Genomic DNA, 22,172 nt, shown 5'->3' on the forward strand with positions numbered 1-22,172 from the left:
GCTACGGTGCCGCGGCGAGCTCCGCCGTGAAACGGTCGACGCGACGCCAGGCGTCGGCGCACGCCTCCCGCCGTTCGGCCGCGGCGCGGTCGAAGAGGGAGTGCGGCGCGCCCGGATAGGTGTGCCGGTCGACGCGGGTGCCCGCCGCCGTGGCGCGCTCGACGAAGGCGTCGAACCGCTCGGACGGCGTCGCGGCATCCGCACCGGCGAGCAGCATCAGCAGCGGCACGGCGAGCTCCTCGACCCGGTCGTCGGCGACCCTCGGAATGCCTCCCCCAGGCCCAGGGGCCTGGGAGGTGCCCCCATCGCCGATCGACCCCGCCAGGCCGACGCGGTCCGCGGCGGCGGACAGCCGCCAGGACTGCCGCGGGCAGGGCGTGATGGCCGGGAAAGGTGGAGCCGTCGGCGGACGTCAGCTCGACGGGTCCGGCCGCGGCGATCTCCCCCGGTTCGGCGACCCCCGGCGGACGTGCCTTCGTGTCGTGGCACATGGCAGCACGCCAACCCCTGACGGGGCGTCATCGCGTTCCCGGCCCGAAACGCCCGGCGGCCCGGTCCCCCCGTTGGGCCGGGCCGTCGCACGCGCCGGCCGGAGCCGACGCCGCTCGTGGGTTCAGTAGGTGGTGCTGCTGTACTCCTGGACCGTGCCGTCGGACCAGTTGACGACGAGCGTGGTGCCGTCATAGGTCAGCGAGGCGTCCATCGCGGCCCACTCGACCGTGCCGTACACGCTGCACTCGCTGAGCGTGATCGCGCCGTCCGTGGCGGTGCCGTAGCAGATGTCGCCCTCCTCCCCGGCGTTCTCCATGAACATCACGTCGCCGCTCGTCACGGACAGCGTGCTGTCGGTGGCGCCCAGGCCGTCACCGGTGAACCAGGTGCCCTCCAGGTCGGCGACCGTCGGGGCGCCGCCCCCGCCGCCCCCGGTGCTGGTGTCGGCGTTCTCCTCCTCGCTCGGCACCGCGATGTCGCCGCCGGAGTCCTCGGACCCGCCGGAGCCGCCGGAGTCCTCGGCGCCGGGGATCTCGATGTCCTCAAGCCCCTCCAGCTCCTCCGGCACCTCGGTGTTCTCGCCGCCTCCGCCGAAGCCACCGCCGAACGCGCCGCCGCCCTCGTCGTCGTCGCCGCAGCCGGTCAGCGCGAACGCCATCACCGCGGCGACGGCGGGCAGGGTGAGCCGTATCGCCTTACGCATGAGATCCCCTCGTATGTTCGAACGATCTCAGGCAGATTAGCTGCCCGGAGGGGTGGGTAACCTGGCCAGTTACGGACCTGTGGCCGTGGACGCCAAACCGGCACGATTGTGATCGGCCAGTGGAAGACGCGGAGGACGACCCAGGTCACGCACTGACGCGAACGGCTCGGGGCCGGCGCGGCGGCCGGCCCCGAGATGTCGCGGACGTGCTTACTGGTCGGTTTTCGGTCAGCTCCAGACGATGAGCCGCCGCGGCTGCTCGAGAACGGCGGCCACGTCCGCCAGCACCCGCGAACCCAACTCGCCGTCGACCAGCCGGTGGTCGAAGGAGAGCGCGAGCGTCGTGACGTGCCGGGGGCGCACCTTGCCCTTGTGCACCCAGGGCTGGAGCTTGATCGCCCCGAACGCCAGGATCGCGGACTCCCCCGGGTTGAGGATCGGGGTGCCCGTGTCGATGCCGAAGACGCCGATGTTGGTGATGGTGACGGTGCCGCCGGCCATGTCCGCGGGCGTGGTCCTCCCCTCCCGCGCGGTGGCGACGAGGTCGCCCAGCGCGCGGGCCAGCTCGGGGAGCGACTTGGCGTGCGCGTCCTTGATGTTCGGCACGATGAGGCCGCGCGGGGTGGCGGCCGCGATGCCGAGGTTCACGTAGTCCTTGTAGACGATCTCCTGGGCCTCCTCGTCCCAGGAGGCGTTGACGTCGGGGTTGCGGCGGATCGCCAGCAGCAGCGCCCGGGCGACGAGGAGCAGCGGGTTGACCCGCAGCCCGGCGAGGTCCGGATCCTCCTTCAGCCGGGACACCAGCCGCATCGTGCGGCTCACGTCCACGGTCACGAACTCCGTGACGTGCGGCGCGGTGAACGCGCTGCCCGCCACCGCCTGGGCGGTCGCCTTCCGCACGCCCCTGATCGGCACCCGGCGCTCGCGCGGCGCCGCCGCGGTCGCGGCGGGCGCGGGTTCGGCGACCCGCTCGGGCGCGGGTTCGGGCTCGGGCCTGGCGGCGGCGTGGACGTCCTCCCGGGTGACGACGCCGTTCGGCCCGCTCGGCACCACGGCGCTCAGGTCCACGCCCAGGTCCTTCGCCAGCTTCCGCACCGGCGGCTTCGCCAACACCCGGACCCTGCCGGGCGCCTCCGCGGCGGGGGCTGCGGAGGATCCCGCGACGGGCGCCACCGGGTGGCCGTCGACCGGGGCGCCGCCGTTGGCCGACGGGGCGGCGCGGGGGACGGCGTGCGGGCCGCCGGGCGGGGTCACGCCCTGGTGGGCCGGGGCCTTGCGGGGACGGCGCCGCGCGGAGCCGTCGGAGACGCCGTAGCCGACGAGGACCGGCTCGCGCTCCTCCTCGCCCTCCCCTGGCTCCTCCGCTCCGGCGGGCGCCGACGGGCCCGGGGAGGGCTCCTCGTCCCCTCCCGAGGGGTCCGTGTCGACCGTGATGATGGACGTGCCGACGGCGACCGTGGCGCCCTCGGCCGCGTGCAGGTCACGCACGACGCCGTCGTACGGGATGGGCAGCTCGACCGCGGCCTTGGCGGTCTCCACCTCCACCACCATCTGCCCGTCGGTCACCGTGTCGCCCGGCTGCACCAGCCACTTGAGGATCTCGGCCTCGGTCAGGCCCTCGCCCACGTCGGGCATGGGGAAGTCGCGGTAGCGGCCCCCGCGTTCGGTTGCGGCCATGGTCACGATTCTCCTCAGCCTCTCTCAGTACGCCAGCGCGCGGTCGACGCCGTCGAGCAGCCGGTCGAGCCCGGGAAGGTACTCCTCCTCGACGCGCGCCGGCGGATACGGCGCGTGGAAGCCGCCGACCCGCAGCACCGGCGCCTCCAGGTGGTAGAAGCAGCGCTCCGTGATGCGCGCCGCCACCTCCGCGCCGGTGCCGAAGAAGACGGGCGCCTCGTGCGTCACCACGAGCCGCCCGGTCTTCCGCACCGACGCGCTGAGCGTGTCGAAGTCGATGGGCGAGATGGACCGCAGGTCCACGACCTCCAGCGAACGGCCCTCCTCCTCGGCCGCCGTGGCCGCCTGCAGCGCGGTCCGCACCATGGGACCGTACGCCGCGATGGTCAGGTCCGTGCCCTCCCGCACCACCCGCGCCGCGTGCAGCGGCCCCGGAATGCCCGCCGTGTCCACCTCGCCCTTGTCCCAGTACCGGGACTTCGGTTCGAAGAAGATGACCGGATCGTCGCACTCGATGGCCTGCTGCAACATCCAGTACCCGTCGGAGGCGTTGGCGGGCGTGACGATCTTCAACCCGGCGACGTGCGCGAACAGCGCCTCGGGCGACTCGCTGTGGTGCTCCACCGCGCCGATGCCGCCCGCGTACGGGATGCGGATGACGACCGGCAGCCGCACCATGCCCAGCGCCCGGGCGTGCATCTTGGCGAGCTGCGTCACTATCTGGTCGTACGCGGGATAGACGAAGCCGTCGAACTGGATCTCCGTGACCGGGCGGTAGCCGCGCAGCGCCAGGCCGATGGCGGTGCCGATGATGCCCGACTCGGCGAGCGGCGTGTCGATGATCCGCTCCTCGCCGAAGTCCTTCTGCAGGCCGTCGGTGACCCGGAAGACGCCGCCGAGCTTGCCCACGTCCTCACCCATGACGAGGACCTTCGGATCGTTCTCCAGGGCGGTCCGCAGGGACTGGTTGATCGCCTTGGCGAGCGGCAGCTTCACCACCGACTGTTCCGTGGACATCAGCGGCCCTCCTCGTGGTCGGCGAACGACGCGAGGTACGCGGCGTACTGGGCTCGTTCCTCGTCGACCAGGGCGTGGCCGTCGGCGTAGACGTTCTCGAAGATCGACATGCTGTCCGGGTCGGGCATGGTCCTGATGGTCTCCCGCACCCGGCGGGCCAGCGCGTCGCTCTCCCGCTCCAGCTCCGCGAAGTAGTCGTCGTCGGCGAGCTTCTCCTGCTCCAGCAGGCGACGCATGCGGAGGAGCGGGTCCTTGGCTTCCCAGGCCTCCAACTCCTCCTTGTCGCGGTACCTGGTCGGATCGTCGTTGGTGGTGTGCGCGCCCATGCGATAGGTGAACGCCTCGACCAGCATCGGCCCCTGGCCGGTGCGCACGTGCTCGGTGGCGGCGCGGGTCACGGCGAGCACCGCGAGCACGTCGTTGCCGTCCACCCGCACGCCGGGGAAGCCGTAGCCCTGGGCGCGCTGGTAGATGGGCACCCGGCTCTGGCGTTCCGTGGGCTCGGAGATGGCCCACTGGTTGTTCTGGCAGAAGAAGATGACCGGCGCGTTGTAGACGGCGGCGAAGGTGAACGCCTCGGCCACGTCGCCCTGGCTGGACGCGCCGTCGCCGAAGTAGGCGACCACCGCCGCGTCGGCGCCGTCCTTGGCCACGCCCATGGCGTACCCGGTGGCGTGCAGGGTCTGCGAGCCGATCACGATGGTGTAGAGGTGGAAGTTGTGCTCGTTCGGGTCCCACCCACCGTGGTTGACGCCCCGGAACATGCCGAGCAGACTCGTCGGGTCCACCCCGCGGCACCAGGCGACGCCGTGCTCGCGGTAGGTGGGGAAGACGTAGTCGTCCTCGCGCAGCGCGCGTCCCGAGCCGATCTGCGCCGCCTCCTGGCCCAGCTCGGAGGGCCACAGGCCCAGCTCGCCCTGGCGTTGCAGCGTGGTGGCCTCGGCGTCGAAGCGCCGGGTGAGGACCATGTCGCGGTACAGACCGCGCAGCTCCTCGGGGGTGGGGTCCAGGGCGTAGTCCGGGTGCTCGACCCGTTCACCCTCCGGAGTGAGCAGCTGCACCATCTCCGGCCGGTTCCTGGCCCTGGTGCTGCGCTTCCTGCCGTTGCTCGTGCGGCGCGACGCGCCACGTGCGGTGCTGGTCTCCGCGGTCACTCGTGCTCCTCCGTCGGTCTGGCCCCCGGGATCCGCCGGGCGGCCATGGGGTACCTCCCAGGCCGAAGGGCCTGGGGGAGGCTCGCGCGGTCCGTGCGGCGACGCACGGGGGTGGGTGCGACGCGGACGGAACCGAGCGGTCGTACGTCCCGTTCGTGTCCCGTGCAACGGCCCCATGAGAGCACGGTATCCAGTGACTCCACAACCCAGGAAAGCGCCCCTGACCTGCGGATTTACCTGGAAATCCAAGTAACTGGTCCGCGTCGCCTTCGTGGCCGGGGAACGGCACTGGTCCTAGCCTCGCAGGGCCTTGGGACACTTGCACGTTAACCCGGCTGGGCGGGCACGGGAAGCCTGTGTGACACTGGCAGTGTGCGGCAAGACGGAAAAATCATGGTATTTCTCGTCGACGACCACGAGGTGGTCCGGCGCGGCGTGCACGAGATGCTGTCGATGGAACCGGACATCGAGGTGGTGGGCGAGGCGGGCACCGCCGCGGAGGCCACGGCGCGGATCCCGATGACCCGGCCGGACGTCGCCGTGCTGGACGTGCGGCTGCCGGACGGCAGCGGCGTCGAGGTGTGCCGGGAGGTGCGGTCCCGCGACGAGTCGATCAAGTGTCTGATGCTGACGTCGTACGCGGACGACGAGGCGCTCTTCGACGCGATCATGGCGGGCGCCTCGGGATACGTCCTCAAGGCGATCCGCAGCTCCGAGCTGCTGGCGGCGGTGCGCGACGTGGCGGCGGGAAAGTCGCTGCTCGACCCGGTCGCGACCCAGCGGGTGCTGGAGCGGCTGCGCGGCGGCGGCGACGAGGGCGACGAGCGGCTGGCCCGGCTCACCGACCAGGAACGACGGATCCTGGACCTGATCGGGGACGGCCTGACGAACCGGGCGATCGGCGAGGAGCTCCGCCTGGCGGAGAAGACCATCAAGAACTACGTCTCCAGCCTGCTGGCCAAGCTGGGCATGGAGCGCCGCTCCCAGGCGGCGGCCTTCGTGGCCCGCCGCGACGCGGAACGCCGGCGCTGAGCCCTTGCCGGGCGATCCCGCGGGCCCCCGCGGCGAGTCGCACCGGCCTTCTCCCGGGGCCGCGCCCCGGCCCCGTGCCGCACGCCTTCGCCCTCCCGGGCACGGCCCGGTGGGGGGTGCGGGAGCACGGAATCAGTCGCAGAAGGCGTCGTGGACGGCGGGGGTGTGGTGGGTCCACCAGCTGACGAGGGCCGCCGTGGCGGCGAACTGCGCGTCGGCGCGGTGGTCGTTGCGCTCGTAGTGCCAGCGCAGGATCCAGAAGTCGTTCAGCCGCTCCCACCACACCCGGTGCACGGCCTCGGCCAGCTCCGCGGCGTCCGTGCAGGTGCCGTGGCGGTAGGCGCGGGCGTAGGCGCGCACCTTGTCCAGCTCCAGGCCGCCGTCCGGGCGCAGGAAGAAGATCGCGGCGGCGCGCACCACCTCCTCCGCGCGCGGGCGCACGCCGAGCCGGTCCCAGTCGATGATGGCGGCGGGTTCGACCGGCCCGTCCGGGCCCGGCCCCTCCGCCCGGTAGAGCAGGTTCAGCGGGTGGAAGTCGCCGTGCACCCAGCCCCACGGGGGCGCCTGCCCGCCGTGCGGCCGGCGGTGCGCGTGCCGGCCGAGCAGGTCGCGGCGCTCCAGCAGCCGGCACTCGGCGAGCTCGTCGAAGCCGCTGCGGCGCGCCCGGCCGCGGATCCGGGCGAGGAGCCGCTCGATCAACGCGTACGTGTCGGCCGGGTCGGCGGACGCCGGTGCGGGCGGCGGCCGCCGGGCGGCTAAGCCGGTCGCGCCCCGTCCCGCCACGGCCGCCGGCTGGGCGCGCTGCGCCGGCCGGCTCAGATGGCCGAGGTGGGCGACGGGGCCGACATAGCCCATGATCTGCCCTATCACGTGCTCCAGCCCCCGGTGCACCCGGCCGAGCAGCGCGCCGAGCCGGCGGCACTCGGAGGGGCTGAGCTCCGCCCCGGCCCGGTGCCGGCCGTCGACCCAGGGATGCAGCGCGTAGCGGCGCCCGCGGTGCACGGCGACGGTGTGGCCGTCCCGGTCGGCCAGCGGCGGCGCCACCGGCAGCCCGAGCGAGGCCAGCGCGGCGGTGGCGCGGTGCTGCTGCGCCAGATGCGGGACGGCCTCGGGGTCGTCGACGTCCGGATCGCCGTCGAGGTGGTGCTTGAGGAAGAAGCGGCCCCGGGTGGTGGCCAGCCGGTAGCCGCGGTTGAGCAGCCCTTCGGAGAGCGGCTCGCAGGCCAGCGGCTCGCCGGCCCCGTAGCGGCAGAGCAGCGCGGACAGGGTGCGCGCGGAAGGCGGCATCGGATCAGGGGTCGATCAGGGAAGCGAGCCGCCCACGGACGTGCCCTCGTCCTCCTCCTCGGTGGGAGTGGGGTCCGGCTCCGTCTCGTCGTCGTCCGGCGGCGTCTCCTCGTCCGGCGGCGTCTCCTCGTCCGTGGACGACTCGTCGTCGGTGGGGGTCTCCTCGTCCGTGGACGACTCGTCGTCCGTCGGAGTCTCGTCGTCGGTCGGCGTCTCGGACTCGCTGGGCGTGACCTCGTCCGTCTCGGTCACCGTGGGGGTGCTCGGGTCGGTCGGGACGTAGTCGTCGTCCTCGCTGGTGCCCTCGTCGGTGTTCTCGGTCTGCGGGTCCGCCGTCTCGTCGTCCTCCGGCTGGCCGCCCCCGTTGTCCCCGGGATCCTCCGTCTGGGTCTCCGTGCCGGTGCCGCCGCCCTCCTCGTCGCCGCCGAGATTGGCCGCGACCAGCACGCCCGTGCCGATGGCCACCACGGCGAGCAGCGCGACGAGGAGCAGCCGGCCCCGACGGCCGTCGCCGCCCGACCGGCCGTGGCCCCTGGTGTGGTCGCCGTCACCCGGCTGGCCGAGCAGCATCGGCGACGCGAGCTGGCCGGTGGCGGCCAGGCCCGCGGGCACCCGGGCGGTGCTCGCGGTGGCGCCGGGGGTGCCCATCGGCGGGGTCATGCCGGTGGAGACGGAGCCGGTGTTCCACAGGCCGCCGGTGTGCGAGCCGTGCTCCTCCAGCATGCGCAGCGCGTACTGCACCATGCCGCGCATCTCCTCGGCGGACTGGAACCGCTCGCCGGGGTCCTTGGCCAGCGCCCGCATCACCAGGCCGTCGAGCTCCGGCGGCGCGGTGGCGGCGATCTCGGAGGGCGGCCGGGCGATGTCCTGGACGTGCTGGTAGACCACGGACAGCGGGGTCTCGCCGACGAACGGCGGACGCAGCGCGAGCAGCTCGTAGAGCAGGCAGCCGACCGCGTACAGGTCGGAGCGGATGTCCACGGTCTTGCCGAGCGCCTGCTCGGGCGAGAGGTACTGCGGGGTGCCCATGACCATGCCCGTCTGGGTCATGGTCTGGGAGGCGCCGTGCAGCGCGCGGGCGATGCCGAAGTCCATCACCTTGACCGTGCCGGTGTCGGTGATGATGACGTTCGCCGGCTTGATGTCGCGGTGCACGATGCCGTGCTGGTGGCTGTAGCCGAGGGCCTCCAGCACGCCGGAGACGATGACCAGGGCCTGCTCGATCGGCGGCGCCTCGGCGTTGATCAGCAGCTCGCGGATGGTGCGGCCGTGCACCAGCTCCATCACCATGTACGGCACCATCGTGCCGCGGGTGGTGCCGATGCGCAGGAACTCCTCGCCGGAGTCGTAGACCGCGACGACGGCGTGGTGGTTGAGCCCGGCGACGGACTGCGCCTCACGCGTGAAGCGGGCCTTGGAGGTCGGGTCCTCGGCGAGGTCGGCGCGCAGCAGCTTGACGGCCACGGGCCGGCCGAGCCGCACGTCCTCGGCGGCGAAGACCTCCGCCATGCCGCCCCGGCCGAGGCGGTGGGTCAGGCGGTAGCGCCCTTCGCCGACGAGCCCGTTGTTGCCGTACATCTCGGGCGTATCGGGCACCTCGCTGCCGGCCGCCGCGGGCTCGTGGTCGTCAGAGCCCGAAGCGCCTTGCTGGTGTGCCATCAGTCCTCGCCGTAATCGCTGGTTCGCGACTGCCATCAAACCCGTTCCGGGGGCGCGCTGACAAGTTGGGTGGACAGGGGGCGACGGCGTGTGCGTGGGGTGGGCGGGACGCCGGGGGAGGCGGTCACGGTACGGACAACGTGCTTGACGTGAAGGGGCGCTCGGGCAGACTTGGGGCGAAAACCGGGGCATCGTACCGGCGGCGCCGGTCCGTATCATGCGCGCGGGGCACCCACGACCCGGCCTCACCGCGCCAAGGGGGAACAGACAGATGAGTGACCACGCCGCACCGCCGCCGCGGGACTTCTCCGGCCGCACCGTGGGGGGCGGCCGCTACCAGCTGCGGGACCTGCTGGGCCGGGGCGGCATGGCGTCGGTGCACCTCGCCTGGGACACGGTGCTGGAGCGGCAGGTCGCGATCAAGACGATGCACTCGGACCTGGGCACCGAGGACGCCTTCCGGGAGCGCTTCAAGCGCGAGGCGCAGGCCGTGGCCAAACTCACGCACACCAACATCGTCTCGGTCTTCGACACCGGCGAGGACCGAATAGACGACGTCCCGGTGCCGTACATCGTCATGGAGTACGTCGAGGGCGACCCGCTGCGCGGCGTGCTGGAGGAGGACATCGCCCGGTACGGCGCGATGCCGGCGGAGAAGGCGCTGGCGATCACCGGGGACGTGCTGGCCGCGCTCGACATCAGCCACGAGATGGGCCTGGTGCACCGCGACATCAAGCCGGGGAACGTGATGCTCACCCGGCGCGGCGTGGTGAAGGTGATGGACTTCGGCATCGCGCGGGCGATGCAGTCCGGGGTCACCGCCATGACCCAGACCGGCATGGTCGTCGGCACCCCGCAGTACCTGTCCCCCGAGCAGGCGCTCGGCCGCGCCGTGGACGCGCGCTCCGACCTGTACTCGGTGGGCGTGATGCTCTTCGAACTGCTCACCGGCCGCCTGCCGTTCGACTCGGACTCGCCGCTCGCCGTGGCGTACGCGCACGTCCAGGAGGAGCCGCCGGCGCCCTCCTCGATCAACGCCTCGGTGCCGCCGCCGATCGACGCCATGGTGGCGCGGATGCTGGCGAAGAACCCCAACGACCGGTTCCCGAGCGCCGAGGCCGTGCGCGCGGAGATCCTCCGGATCGCCGGCACCGCGAGCGGCTCGATGCCGCGGATCGTGCCGGGGGCGCCGGCCCCCGGTAACAGCGGGGCGGGCGTGGCCCAGGCCGTCTTCCCCGAGTTCGGCTCGCCGCACCAGCCACACCAGCCGAACCAGTCGCACCAGCCGATGAGCCCGTACGGCCCGCCGCACACCCCGGCGTCCCTGGCGCACCCGCCGGCGGGGCAGCCGCCGCAGACCCCGACCCCCGGCTGGGGCCACGTCCCCGGCGCCCAGCCGCCCGGCGGGCCCTACTCGGGTCCGGCCACCCCGGCGCCCGGCGGCGCGCCGGCGACCCCTCCGCCCTACCACGTCAGCCCGCAGCACCCCCAGCCGGCCGGCTCCGGCGGCGGGCGGAACGGCACGCTGATGGTGGTGGCCGCGTCGGTGGTGGCGATCGCGCTGGTCGCGGTGGTGGCCGTGGTGGTGATACTCAACGGCGGCGACGACGGCGGCGATCCGCAGGCCGACCCCGGCGGCGGCGGCGAACAGACCGGAGGCGAGCCGACGCGGGAGAGCACGGCGGAGGCCACGGAGGACGAGCCGCGTTTCCAGCCGGGCGACCCGAACAAGACCATCGACGCGTCCGAGTGCACCGACGCCTACGAGTACTACGACCAGGACGAGTACCCGGGCGCGGTGCAGCTACCGGACTTCTACGACGTGCACATCGACTCGGTGAAGGCGTGCATCCGGGCGGCCGGCTGGACCTACGACGAGGACATCACGTACAAGGACGAGGTGCTCAAGGGCGAGGGTATGGTCGTCGACCAGACGCCCGCCGAGTTCGAGCCGTTCATCCCGGACGAGGACGTCATCAAGCTCACCGTCTCCACCGGGCACGAGCCGGAGTGATCCGCCAGTGATCCGTCTGGGGACTGTCAGGGCGTGACGGAGAAGTTCGTGAGGATGCGGTCCGCCAGGTCCTGCTCGCCCTCGATCTTCAGCCGGTCCGCGACCTTCTTCGGCCGGGTCCGCCCGCAGGCCAGCCGCGCGAAGGTCTCCCAGTCCAGGGTGAAGGTGACCAGCGGGCCGAGCGAGGGGCTGCCGTCCACGGTGCCCTGGCCCTGCTCGTTCACCCGGACCGTGCGCAGGAACTCCACGGGCCCGTTGACGTCGAAGACCACCGCGGACCTCTTCGGCGCGCCCGCCTTCTCGGCGACGACCCTCGGGAGTTCGGAGATCAGCACGTCGCGGGCGAGGTACGCCGCGGCCGAGTCGATGTTCCCCGGCTTGCCCAGCGCGCGCCGCAGGTCCTGCTCGTGCGTCCACACGTCGAAGGCGCGCAGCACGAGGAACGCGGCCAGGGTCTGCTTTCCGTAGATGGGGTGGGTGACCGTGTCCTCCGCCTTGCGCCGCTCGTTGCGAAGTTGCCGGGAGCGCCGAATGATCGTGTACTCCAACTCGCCGGTCATCTCGGGCCCGGTGTGGTGCCGGCGGACGTCGACCTGCACCTCCATGTACCGCTTGGCCTCGTTGGTGACGTGGTACAGGTCGCGGGGGAGGGTGTGGATGGGGCGCGGGTCGCCGAGCGCCTCGCACTCCATGCCGATGACGTGGGAGACGATGTCGCGCACGGACCAACCGGGGCATTCGGTGGGGCGGTTCCACTCCCCGTCGACCAGCGAGGAGACGAGCTCGGATATGGCCTCGATGGACTGGGTCCAGGCATCGATGGATGGCTGAAGGCTCGGCTGCACGGTCACGGGACCCCTCGTGGCGGTTGTCGCTGGCGCTGGCTTGGGTGTTCACACGTTACGCTGCGCGGGGGCAGCCGGTGAATGGTTTCCCGCCCCTCATCAGATCCTAGGGGCAAATCCCGCAGGCGACGGGGCGGCGAACGGGCGAGGCCGGGCCGCGCCGCCGTGCAGTGCGGCGCGGCCCGACCCCGTGAGCTCCAGCATGGCCGCCGCGTTTCACGATCGTGTGACGACGGCCCACCGGGGGTGCCACGGTGTCCCGCGCATCCTACGCCACCGGGCCGGCCGGGAGGGGTCGTCCCAGACGGCTCAGTGGGCGAGGAACGCGGCCAGCATGCCCGCGAGTTGGTAGGGGTCGCTGGACCCGCACAGCTCGCGGGCGGAGTGCATGGACAGGATCGCCACGCCCACGTCCACGGTGGCGATGCCGTGCCGGGCGGCGGTGATCGGGCCGATGGTGGTGCCGCAGGGCAGGGCGTTGTTGGAGACGAAGGTCTGGTAGCCGACGCCGGCCCGCTCGCACGCCTCGACGAACCGGGCCCGCCCCGAACCGTCGGTGGCGTACCGGTTGTTGACGTTGACCTTGAGCAACGGGCCGCCGTTCGGCACCGGGTGGTGTCCCGGCTCGTGCCGGGCCGCGTAGTTGGGGTGCACGGCGTGGCCGGTGTCGGAGGAGAGGCAGACCGAGGCGGCCAGCGCCCGGGCCCGGTCCTCGACGCCGCCGCCGCGGGCGTGCACCGAGCGCTCCAACACGGTGCCGAGCAGCGGACCCTGGGCGCCGGTGTCGGACTGGCTGTCGCTCTCCTCGTGGTCGAAGGCGACCAGCACCGGGATGTGCGTGGGCTCCTCACTCGTGCCGGCGCCGACCACCGCGGCGAGCGCGGCGGTGCCGGCGTGCACGGACAGCAGGTTGTCCATCCGCGGGCCGGCCAACAGCTCCCGGTCGAGGCCGAGATAGGCGGGCGGCTCGACGCAGTGCGTCATCAGGTCCCAGCCGATGACCTCACCCGGCGACAGCCCCGCCTCGGCCGCCAGGAACTCGATGAGCTCGCCCTCGCGCGGCCGGCCGGTGCCCCAGATCGGCGTCATGTGCTGCTGCCGGTCCAGCCGCAGCCCGTCGTTGTTGACGCCGCGGTCGAGGTGGATGGCCAGCTGCGGCACCCGCAGCAACGGCCGGTCTACGTTGACCAGCACGCTCCCGCCGCCGCGCAGCGACAGCCGGCCCGACAGGCCCAGGTCGCGGTCCAGCCAGCTGTTGAGCAGCGGGCCGCCGTAGATCTCCACGGCGACCTGCTTCCAGCCGTGCGCGCCGGTGTCGGGCACCGGCTTGACCCGCAGGTTGGGCGAGTCGGTGTGCGCGCCGACGATCCGGAACGGGGTGGCGGGCGTGGCGTGCTCCGGCACGTACCAGGCGACGAGCGCGCCGCCGCGCAGCAGGTACCGGCCGCCGGCCGCGCCGTCCCAGGCGACGGTCTCGTCGACCTGGCGGAACCCCGCCTTCTCCAGCCGCGCCGCCGCCCCCGCGACCGCGTGGTACGGGGAGGGCGAGGCGGCCAGGAAGGCCATCAGGTCGTCGGTGTGCGCGCGATCGAAGCGGCCGGCGGGAGCAGTCATGCCCTCCACGATACGAACCCGCTCGCCGCCGTGGCGCTCCGTCCGTCGGAACGCCGCCAGAACGCCGTCAGAACGCCTCCTCCGGCAGCTCCATCAGCGACAGGTCGGTGGTCTCGGCCGCCGCCCTGGCGACCGCGACGCCGGGCAGCACGGTCTGCGCGAAGAACCGCGCGGCGGCGATCTTGCCCTGGTAGAAGGCGCGGTCCTGCCGGCCCGCGTCCGGCAGCTTCGCCGCGGCCACGGCGGCGCCGCGCAGCAGCAGGTAGCCGACGACGACGTCGCCCGAGGCGAGCAGCAACGGCGTGGTGTTCAGCCCCACCTTGTACAGCGAGTTGACGTCCTTCTCGGTGGCCGCCAGGTCGGTGAGCAGCACGCCGACCATCGCCTCCAGCTCGCCCGTGGCGGTGGTCAGCTGGTCGCGCGCGGCGGCCAACTCCTCCCCGCCGGGCGCCTCGGCCAGGAACTTCCTGATCTCCTCGGCGAGCGCGGTGAGCGCCACCCCCTGGTTGCGGACGATCTTGCGGAAGAAGTAGTCCATGCCCTGGATCGCCGTGGTGCCCTCGTAGAGGGTGTCGATCTTGGCGTCCCTGAGGTACTGCTCGATCGGGTACTCCTGCAGGTAGCCCGAGCCGCCGAGGGTCTGCAGCGACTCCGCGAGCAGCTGGTAGGAGCGCTCGGAGCCGTATCCCTTGACGACGGGGAGCAGCAGGTCGTTGAGCGCCTCCTCGACCTCGGCGTCCTCGCCGGCCGCCTGCTTCACCACGATGCTGTCCTGCACGCTGGCGGCGTACAGCACCAGGGCGCGCATGCCCTCGGCGTAGGCCTTCTGCGTCATCAGCGAACGGCGGACGTCGGGGTGGTGCGTGATGGTGACGCGCGGCGCGGCCTTGTCGGCGAACTGCGTGAGGTCGGGGCCCTGCACCCGGTCCCTCGCGTAGTCCCTGGCGTTCAGGTAGCCGGTGGAGAGGGTGGCGATGGCCTTGGTGCCGACCATCATCCGGGCCATCTCGATGACCCGGAACATCTGGCGGATGCCGTCGTGCTTCTCGCCGAGCAGCCAGCCCTTGGCCGGGCGGTCGTGCGCCCCGAAGGTCAGCTCGCAGGTGTTGGAGACCTTCAGGCCCATCTTGTGTTCGAGGTTGGTGGCGTAGACGCCGTTGCGCTCGCCGAGCTCGCCGGTCTCCCAGTCGAAGTCGTACTTGGGCACCACGAAGAGCGACAGCCCCTTGGTGCCGGGCCCGTGGCCCTCGGGGCGGGCCAGCACCAGGTGGATGATGTTGTCCGTCAGGTCGTGCTCGCCCGAGGTGATGAAGCGCTTGACGCCCTCGATGTGCCAGTGCCCGCCGTCCTGCGGGATCGCCCGGGTGCGGCCCGCGCCCACGTCGGAGCCGGCGTCCGGCTCGGTGAGCACCATGGTCGACGACCATTCGCGGTCGATCATCAGCTGCGCGATGTTCCGCTGCTCCTCGGTGCCCTCGGCGTGCACCACCTGGGCGAAGGCGGGCCCGGAGGCGTACATCCAGATGGCCGGGTTGGCGCCCAGCACGGCCTCGGCGGCGGCCCAGACCAGGGAACGGGGCGCGGTCTCGCCGCCCAGCTCGTCGCCCACGCCCAGCCGCCACCACTCGGCGTCCATGTACGCGCGGTAGCTGCGCCGGAACGCCTCGGGCACCGGGGCGGCGTGGGTCTCGGGGTCGAAGACCGGCGGGTTGCGGTCGCCCTCGACGTACGAGGCGGCCAGCTCGTTCTCCGCCAGCCGGTAGATCTCCGCGAGCACGCTGCGGGCGGTCTCCACGTCGGTCTCGGCGAAGGGCCCCGAGCCGTACACGGACTCCCGGCCCAGGACCTCGAACAGGTTGAACTCGATGTCGCGGAGGTTCGACTTGTAGTGGCCCATGGCGGCGACTCCGTAGGTGCTCGTAGGGTGCGCTCGGTGCTCGTACCGACAGGTAACACCCATCATGCTACCCGGCGGTAATAAGACGCAAGGGGAATCCGGGCCCGTGAACCGGACGGGAGGCACGGTAGCGGCCCAATCTCAGTAGGCTTCCAACCATGTATGGATACGACCAGTCCGCCTATGTGGGCCCTCAGCAGCCCTACGGCGTACCACAACAGCCGTCCCCCGACGGCTACGGGGGGCAACAGTTGTATCCCGAGCCCCCGCCCCAGGCACAGGCGCAGCCCGCCGCCCAGGCCGCGCCCCCCGCGCCGCCCTCGCTCGCCGACGCGCTGCGCGCGTACACCTCGGGTGCCCTGTCCACCGAGGAGTTCCACGACGTCTTCCTCGCCGCCAAGATCTACTGCCCGCGCGGCGAGAACCCGGGCTTCCTGGCCCTGCACAACACCCAGCAGCCGGTGATCCCGCTGTTCACCTCGCTCAAGGAGCTCCGCCGCTACGCCGGCAAGGACTCCAGGTACTTCACCGTGACCGGCGGCGAGGTGCTCGACCTGCTGCCCACGGGCTACGGCTTCGCGCTGGACATGGAGGGCGAGCACCGCATCGTGATGGACGCCAGGGCGGTGGAGGAGATGGTCGACTACACGATGCGCCGGATGTACGGCTGACCGCCGGACCGCGACGGTTCGCGACCGAGCCGCGACCGAGCCGCGACGGACCCGCGCGTGGCCGGAGCGTGGCCGAAAGTGACACCCCCTCGGTTCGCCCTCACGATCCCGGGTACCCGCCGTCGTCCGAGAGCGGAACGAGGTGAAGGGCATGTCGTCCAACGGAGTGAAGACGCGCATCTTCGACGAGGTGCACATCGGCAGGGGTGTCCGGCCGGTGGCCCAGCACGGCTACGTGACCGTCGAGGACGGGATGATCACCCTCCTGGGGTCCGACCGCCACCTGATCGAGAGCGCCCCGCTGAGCCGGGTGAGCGCCACCGAGGCACGCTTCACCGACGGCCGGACGCTGCACATGCGGGTCAACGGCACCCGCTACAACGTCTCCCCGCGCTGGGGTGACCGCGCCGGCCGCCTGCTGCGCCCCGGCCGCCCCGAGGACGTGCGGCGCGAGGCCGAGGAACTGCTGGAGCTGATCGAAACCGAGGGCGGCGACGTCAGCTGAACGCCGGCGGGCGTCGGCGGGCCTCGGCGGACACCGGGCCGGATCGGCGGGAGCGTGACGCTCAGCCGCTCCGGCCGGCCGCGTGTAGGTATCCCATCAGCTCCTGGAAGGTCTGCCATCCGCCGTCGCCGAGCGGGTAGTACAGCCCGGCGCCCACCCTCGCCGGGGCGGTGCCGGCGAGCGGCGGGTCCGCGGCGCGGTCCCGGCCGACCTCCCGGACGCCCTCGGCGCCCAGCACGAAGGCCAGCGGCACGGGCGGGGTCTCCAGATGGGGCGGCACGGTCAGGTCGCCGCGCGCTCGGCGGCTCTGTACCAGCAGCGACACCAGCCCGTGCTCGGCGACCAGCTCCGTCGCCACGGCCCGGAGCTCCCCCTCGTCGGGGGCCCGCCGCGCCAGTGCCAGGGTGACGTCCTCCTCCACGCCGCCCGTCGTGCGGGCGACGCGAAGCGTGGCGATGCCCGGCCGTTCCGGGTCGCCGACGGCGACGAACCAGGTCGATGCCGGCGCCCGGCGGCGGGCCAGATCGGTGAGCTCCTGGCGGGACCAGGGCAGGGTGGCCGGCTCCGCCGTTCCCCACGCCTGCGGCCCTGACGCGTCCGTCAGGCGGCGCCAGACGGACTCCAGCGCGCCACCGAGCACCAGCTCCCGCTCGGCCCGGCCCCGGGTGACGAACGTCAGCACGAGCTGGTGCCCCGGCTCACAGGTGGCCGCCTCCCGCGTGGCGGTGACGAAGGCCGGGGACGCGGCGCCGGTCGCCGCGAAGGCGCCGTCCCGCCAGCGCAGCTCGGCGCCGGAGAGCCCGTCGTGATACCCGCCCGCCCCGTCCCGCACCACCCACCGGTTCGGCAGCCCGGACAACGCGGCCCGGGTCGGCAGCGTCAGCCGCACCCCCCGCGGCGTGACGATCTGCAGCGCCCGGCCGCCGGCCGTGGCCGCCCGCAACGCGTCGGCGAGCCAGGCGGTCATCGCCACCACGGGCCGGTCCTGGATGACGGCGACCGCCTTCCCGGTCAACACGTCGACGGCCGGCTGGGCGGCCGCGGGGCGGGCCGCCGCCGTCACATCCGGCACGACCGCCGCGCCGCCGTCCCGGGCGGTCGCGTCGGGCGGCCACACAGTGCCACCCAGCAGGGACACCAGCCGGGTGGCGATGGTGCCCGCCAGCTCCGCGCCCCCCTCGACCGCGGTCGCGGCCCGGACCTCGGTCCACCAGACCGGTGCCGGCACCCGCACGCCCAGCAGCCGCTCGGCCTCGCCGGCGGCGTGCACCAGCATGGGGGCCTCCACGGACACCAGCGGCCTGCCCTCGGAGTCCAGCAGCTGGATCACCGCGTCCTCGGTGCCCGGCGCCGTCGCCACGCGCGTGTCGGCGCCGCCCGAGGCGAGCCCCGCCACCAGGCTCCAGGCGTCCGGCATCCGTTCGGTCAGCGCGATCACGTCGGTGGTCACCGCTTCGGGTCCCCCGTGTCCTTCGTGAGATCGGGACGGTCAGGGCCGTCGGACTCCGTGTCGAGTTCCCGGTCCACGGCCGTCTGGACGATCCTGGCCGGCTCGCCGCGGCGGACGAACGTGCCGCGACCGGCCTGGCGCGGGGCCGCGTAGACGCCGGGAAGGAGCTGGCCCTCCGTGCGGTTCCCCGACATCACCAGGGCCGTGCCGCCGCTCTCCCGCAGCGCGGTCAGGAACGGCTCGTACAGTGCCCGGGCCGAACCGGCCACCCGCCGGGTCACCACGAAGTGCAGGCCGATGTCCTCGGCCGAGGGCACGTACGGAACGAACGGCGCCAGCGGCTGCTGTCCCGCGGTGGTGAGGTTGTCGTAGTCGTCGACGAGGACGACGATGCGCGGGCTCGGCACGACGGCCCGCCCCGCCGCCAGCGCTTCGGGCGGCGTGGAGTCGTCCGGCATCCGCTCCTCCAGCTGCCGCGCCACCCCGGTCGCGAGCCGCGCCGCCAGCCGCGCGTTGTGCGCGTAGCCGCCGCGGTACGGTTCGGGCACCACGCTGTGCAGCCCGCGGCGCGGATCCATGACGGCGAACACCAGCTCCTCGTCCGAGTACCGCTCGACCAGGCCGCGGACGACCACCTTCAGCAGGTTCGTCTTGCCGCACTCGCCGTCGCCCAGGACCAGCAGATGGTGGTCGCGGTGGAACAGGTCGAGCAGCACCGGGCGCAGCGCCGTCTGGTCCAGGCCGATCGGCACCCGTTCCGGCTCGGCCGCCGGGGACGGCAGTCGCCTGACCGGCAGCCGCGCCGGCAGCACCCGCACCGGCGGGGCGCCCGTCCCCGACCAGGCGACGCGCACCGCGCGCACCGCCCGCTCCACGGCGACGCCCAGCTCGGCGCCCTCGGCCAGGCCGTCGACGCGGGGCAGCGCGGTGTGGGCGAAGAGCTTGCGGTCGGTCAGCACCCGTCCCGGCTCGTCCGGGCTGAGCGTCTGGGACAGCTTCCGGTCGATGCCGCTGTCGCCCGGATCGTTGAGCCGCAGCTCGATCCGGGTGCCGAAGGCCGACTGGTTGGCGATGCGGGCGTCGTTCCAGCGCAGCATGGAGGCGACCACGTGGATGCCGTATCCGCCGCCGCGGCGCAGCAGCTCGGAGACCGCGTCGTCGAGCTCCTCGAAGTCCTGGCGCAGTGCGCCGAAACCGTCGACGACGAGCACCACGTCGGGCGGTCCCAACTCGGGCAGCCGGCCGGCCGCGCGCAGCCGCCGCAGGTCGTCGACCGAATCGACGCCGTGCTCGCGGCACGCCTCCTCCCGGGCGCCGAGCATCATCCGGATCTCCTCCACGGTGCGCGTCGCCCGCTCCCGGTCGGCCCGGCCCGCCACCCCGCCGACATGGGGCAGCCCGGCCAGCGGCGCCAGGCCCCCGCCGGACAGGTCCAGGCCGTAGACGGCGACCTGCCGCGGGGTGTGGCTGAGCGCCAGGGAGAGCATCAGGGTGCGCAACAGGGTCGTCTTGCCGCTCTGCGGCCCGCCGATGACGGCGGCGTGGCCGCCCGAACGCGTCAGGTCGAGCAGCCAGGGGCCCTGCCGCTGCCGCGCCGGATCGTCCAGCAGGCCCAGCGGCACCCGCATCGGCTGGTCGTGGTCCGGCCCTGAGGCGGCGAGCCGGGAGAAGCGCAGGCCGTCCCTCCCCGTGCGCAACGGGCCGGCCACCGCGTCCAGGGCCAGTGCCTCGGGCAGCGGCGGCAGCCAGATCCGCAGCACGGGCGCGGCGGCGCCGGCCACCTGCTCGACCACGGTCGACAGCAGGGTCGGGCCCACCGTGCGCCGGGCGGGCGCCGTCGGTGCCGCGTCCCGCGCGTCCTGGTCCTCGCCGGGCGCACCGGGGTCGGCGGCGGCGTCCGCGAGCGAGTTGTACGCCGGGTACGGCAGCACCGGCGGACGCTCGTCGCGCGCCGCCTGCGGCAGCGCGGGGCCGCGGTAGGGCCCTGAGACGTAGCTCGCCTTGAACCGCTCGTAGACGCTGGTGTCGACCTTCAGGTAGCCGAAGCCGGGCATCGGCGGCAGGTGGAACGCGTCGGGGGAGTCCAGCACGGTGCGCGACTCCTCGGTGGAGAAGGTGCGCAGACCCAGCCGGTAGGAGAGGTAGGTGTCGAGGCCCTTGAGCTTGCCCGCCTCGATGCGCTGGCTGGACAGCAGCAGGTGCACCCCGATGGACCGGCCGATCCGGCCGATGGACAGGAACAGCTCGATGAAGTCCGGCTTGGCGGTCAGCAGCTCGCCGAACTCGTCGATGACGACGAACAGGTGCGGCAGCGGCGCCAGCTCGGGACGCTGGGCGCGGGCCGCGGCGTAGGTGGCGATGTCCGGGATGTCCCCGGCGTCCTTGAGCACCTGCTGGCGGCGCTTGATCTCACCCGCCAGGCTGGCGTGCACCCGCTCCACCAGCCCGGCGCGGTTCTCCAGGTTGGTGATGACGCCCGCGACGTGCGGCAGCGGCGCGAACGGGGCGAAGGTGGCGCCGCCCTTGTAGTCCACCAGGACCAGCGACAGGTCCTCCGGCGGATGCGTGGTGACCAGCGCCAGCACCAGCGTGCGTAACAGCTCGCTCTTGCCGGAGCCGGTCGCGCCCACGCATAGTCCGTGCGGGCCCATTCCCAGCTCGGCGGACTCCTTCAGGTCCAGCAGCACCGGCTCGCGGTCGTCGCCCAGCCCGATCGGTACCCGGAGGAACGACTGGTCACCCCGGCGTGGCGCCCACAGCCGCGTCAGCTCCCCGGTCGCCAGCGCCCCCGGGTCCTCGATGCCGAGCTGTTCGGCGAAGTCCACCGGGCCCGACAACGGGGTCCCGGCGGCCGACGACTCCGGGGTCAGCCGCAGCGGGGCCAGCATCCGCGCCAGCCCCAGGGCCCCGGCCGCGGTCACCCCCGCCGTCCTGCCCCGGATCACCACGGGTTCCGCCTCCTCTCCGGCCGCGCCGCCGCCGGCCCCGCCGGTGTCCCCACGGAGGTCCTCGACGGTGACGGTGCCGTCCTCGGTCGCCGTGATGCGCACGGACACCCGGTCGGGCTCGTGGGTCCGATCCGCGAGCAGGTGGAGCACCGTCACGCCCATGTCGGCCAGCGACACCGCGTCGTCGGGACGGGGCAGCTCGTGCGCCGGCTCGCCGTGCCTGTCGCTCACCACCACCAGCCGCCTGACCAGGCGCAGCGCCTCCCGGGTGGCCAGGCCGCGGCGCAGCTCCGAGGCGTAGGCCGCGCGCTGCCGCAGCTCGCCCGCCAGTCCCCGGGCCAGCTGGCCGGTGGAGGCGGCGATCCGGCGCGCGTTGACCGGGCCGTCCCAGGACTGGGCGTCGAGGACGTGCGGCAGCCACTTCAGCCATTCCCAGTCGGCGGCCAGCCGGTCCGGCGGAGCCACCAGTGCGAGCGCGAGGTCGTCGGGCGCGTGGGCGGCCGCGGCCTGGACGACGAGCGTGCGGGCCACCCGCAGCACCGCGGCCCGGTCCCCGACGACGCTGATGTCGCCGGCCCGGTCCAGCCGCACGGTCAGCGGCATCTCGGGCGCGGTCGCGAAGCGTTCGACCAGGCCGGCGGCCTCGTTGAGCATGAACGGGTCCGGTGGGGTGAGCACGGTGCCGCTGCCGCGCTGCAGGGTGAGACGCCGCACCGGCACCTCACCGGTGCCCAACCGCACCCGCAGGAAGTCCGCGTCCTGGCGCCGTCGTTCCCAGAGCCGGGCCGGATCACGGACCAGGTCGTAGAGGGCCTCGGGCAGCGGGTACAGCACCCGGGCGGTCGCGCGTCGCTCGCGGTCCTCGGCGGCCAGCTCGTCCCGCAGCTCCTCCAGATACTCCAGGTATCGCTCGCGTTGGGCGCGGCGGGTGCGCTGGGCCTTACCGCGCTGGGAGAACAGCAGCGCGACGCCGCCGATGACGGCGACGACGAGGATGATGGCGCCGAGCGCCGCGAACTGGCTGCTGCGGATGACGGTCATCATCACGACCGAGCCCATCACGCCCATCATGGGCAGCAGGGAGGTCGCGGCGGAGCCCGACTTGCCCTCGGGAAGGTTCGGTGGCGGCTCGACGTGGCGGTCGGCCGGTGCGGGCAACGGGCGGGTGGTGCGTGCGGGCCGGTGCACCTGACGCGTGCTCATCGCC

Annotated in this window: 16 protein-coding genes; 4 read left to right on the top strand and 12 right to left on the bottom strand. The window is 73.3% G+C overall.

Annotated features, from left to right (window positions below):
- Window position 1 precedes the first annotated feature (1 nt).
- From ABGB06_RS13170 to pdhA, 5 genes are all read right to left on the bottom strand, one after another.
- Window positions 2-382 carry a dienelactone hydrolase family protein gene (locus ABGB06_RS13170; protein WP_347589158.1) on the bottom strand — a complete coding sequence of 127 codons (381 nt, stop codon included), beginning with the start codon at window positions 380-382 and terminating at the stop codon, window positions 2-4.
- A gap of 231 nt (window positions 383-613) precedes the next feature.
- The gene (locus tag ABGB06_RS13175) at window positions 614-1,195 is read right to left on the bottom strand and encodes a hypothetical protein (RefSeq protein ID WP_347588631.1); all 582 of its coding nucleotides are present in this window, start codon (window positions 1,193-1,195) and stop codon (window positions 614-616) included.
- A gap of 228 nt (window positions 1,196-1,423) precedes the next feature.
- Complete coding sequence (locus ABGB06_RS13180) at window positions 1,424-2,872, bottom strand: dihydrolipoamide acetyltransferase family protein (RefSeq protein WP_347589160.1); 1,449 nt, start codon at window positions 2,870-2,872, stop codon at window positions 1,424-1,426.
- Between the two features lie 24 nt (window positions 2,873-2,896).
- Window positions 2,897-3,889 carry an alpha-ketoacid dehydrogenase subunit beta gene (locus ABGB06_RS13185; RefSeq protein ID WP_347588633.1) on the bottom strand — a complete coding sequence of 331 codons (993 nt, stop codon included), beginning with the start codon at window positions 3,887-3,889 and terminating at the stop codon, window positions 2,897-2,899.
- On the bottom strand, window positions 3,889-5,043 hold the full coding sequence (gene pdhA / locus ABGB06_RS13190) for a pyruvate dehydrogenase (acetyl-transferring) E1 component subunit alpha (RefSeq protein WP_347588635.1): 1,155 nt from the start codon (window positions 5,041-5,043) through the stop codon (window positions 3,889-3,891). Before pdhA ends, ABGB06_RS13185 begins: the two co-directional genes overlap by 1 nt.
- 372 nt (window positions 5,044-5,415) lie before the next feature.
- Between pdhA and ABGB06_RS13195 the strand changes: the two genes are divergently transcribed.
- Complete coding sequence (locus tag ABGB06_RS13195; RefSeq protein WP_347588637.1) at window positions 5,416-6,075, top strand: response regulator transcription factor; 660 nt, start codon at window positions 5,416-5,418, stop codon at window positions 6,073-6,075.
- Between the two features lie 132 nt (window positions 6,076-6,207).
- Here the strand turns inward: ABGB06_RS13195 and ABGB06_RS13200 are convergent, their stop codons facing one another.
- On the bottom strand, window positions 6,208-7,362 hold the full coding sequence (locus tag ABGB06_RS13200; protein WP_347588639.1) for a phosphotransferase: 1,155 nt from the start codon (window positions 7,360-7,362) through the stop codon (window positions 6,208-6,210).
- A 15-nt stretch (window positions 7,363-7,377) separates the two neighbouring features.
- Entirely contained in the window at window positions 7,378-9,021 is a 1,644-nt protein-coding gene (locus ABGB06_RS13205; protein WP_347588641.1) for a protein kinase, read from the bottom strand.
- 271 nt (window positions 9,022-9,292) lie between these two features.
- Between ABGB06_RS13205 and ABGB06_RS13210 the strand changes: the two genes are divergently transcribed.
- On the top strand, window positions 9,293-11,035 hold the full coding sequence (locus ABGB06_RS13210) for a protein kinase (RefSeq protein ID WP_347588643.1): 1,743 nt from the start codon (window positions 9,293-9,295) through the stop codon (window positions 11,033-11,035).
- 26 nt (window positions 11,036-11,061) lie between these two features.
- Here the strand turns inward: ABGB06_RS13210 and ABGB06_RS13215 are convergent, their stop codons facing one another.
- From ABGB06_RS13215 to ABGB06_RS13225, 3 genes are all read right to left on the bottom strand, one after another.
- Window positions 11,062-11,886: a maleylpyruvate isomerase family mycothiol-dependent enzyme gene (locus tag ABGB06_RS13215; RefSeq protein ID WP_347588645.1), complete on the bottom strand. Its 825-nt coding sequence runs from the start codon at window positions 11,884-11,886 to the stop codon at window positions 11,062-11,064.
- A gap of 303 nt (window positions 11,887-12,189) precedes the next feature.
- Window positions 12,190-13,494 (bottom strand): M18 family aminopeptidase, encoded by a 1,305-nt coding sequence (locus tag ABGB06_RS13220; RefSeq protein WP_347588647.1) that lies wholly within the window; start codon window positions 13,492-13,494, stop codon window positions 12,190-12,192.
- A gap of 67 nt (window positions 13,495-13,561) precedes the next feature.
- Window positions 13,562-15,391 carry an acyl-CoA dehydrogenase gene (locus tag ABGB06_RS13225; RefSeq protein ID WP_347588649.1) on the bottom strand — a complete coding sequence of 610 codons (1,830 nt, stop codon included), beginning with the start codon at window positions 15,389-15,391 and terminating at the stop codon, window positions 13,562-13,564.
- A 158-nt stretch (window positions 15,392-15,549) separates the two neighbouring features.
- On the opposite strand from ABGB06_RS13225, the gene ABGB06_RS13230 reads away from it, so the two are divergent.
- Complete coding sequence (locus ABGB06_RS13230; protein WP_347588651.1) at window positions 15,550-16,062, top strand: SseB family protein; 513 nt, start codon at window positions 15,550-15,552, stop codon at window positions 16,060-16,062.
- A 151-nt stretch (window positions 16,063-16,213) separates the two neighbouring features.
- A complete protein-coding gene (locus ABGB06_RS13235) occupies window positions 16,214-16,567 on the top strand; it encodes a hypothetical protein (RefSeq protein WP_347588653.1) in 354 nt (117 codons plus the stop codon).
- A gap of 61 nt (window positions 16,568-16,628) precedes the next feature.
- Here the strand turns inward: ABGB06_RS13235 and ABGB06_RS13240 are convergent, their stop codons facing one another.
- Window positions 16,629-18,017, bottom strand: a complete 1,389-nt coding sequence (locus ABGB06_RS13240; RefSeq protein ID WP_347588655.1) for a DUF6177 family protein — start codon at window positions 18,015-18,017, stop codon at window positions 16,629-16,631.
- The gene (eccCa, locus tag ABGB06_RS13245) at window positions 18,014-22,168 is read right to left on the bottom strand and encodes a type VII secretion protein EccCa (protein WP_347588656.1); all 4,155 of its coding nucleotides are present in this window, start codon (window positions 22,166-22,168) and stop codon (window positions 18,014-18,016) included. Before eccCa ends, ABGB06_RS13240 begins: the two co-directional genes overlap by 4 nt.
- Window positions 22,169-22,172 lie beyond the last annotated feature (4 nt).

It is taken from the genome of Streptomyces sp. B6B3 (assembly GCF_039871525.1).
GTDB lineage: Bacteria > Actinomycetota > Actinomycetes > Streptomycetales > Streptomycetaceae > Streptomyces.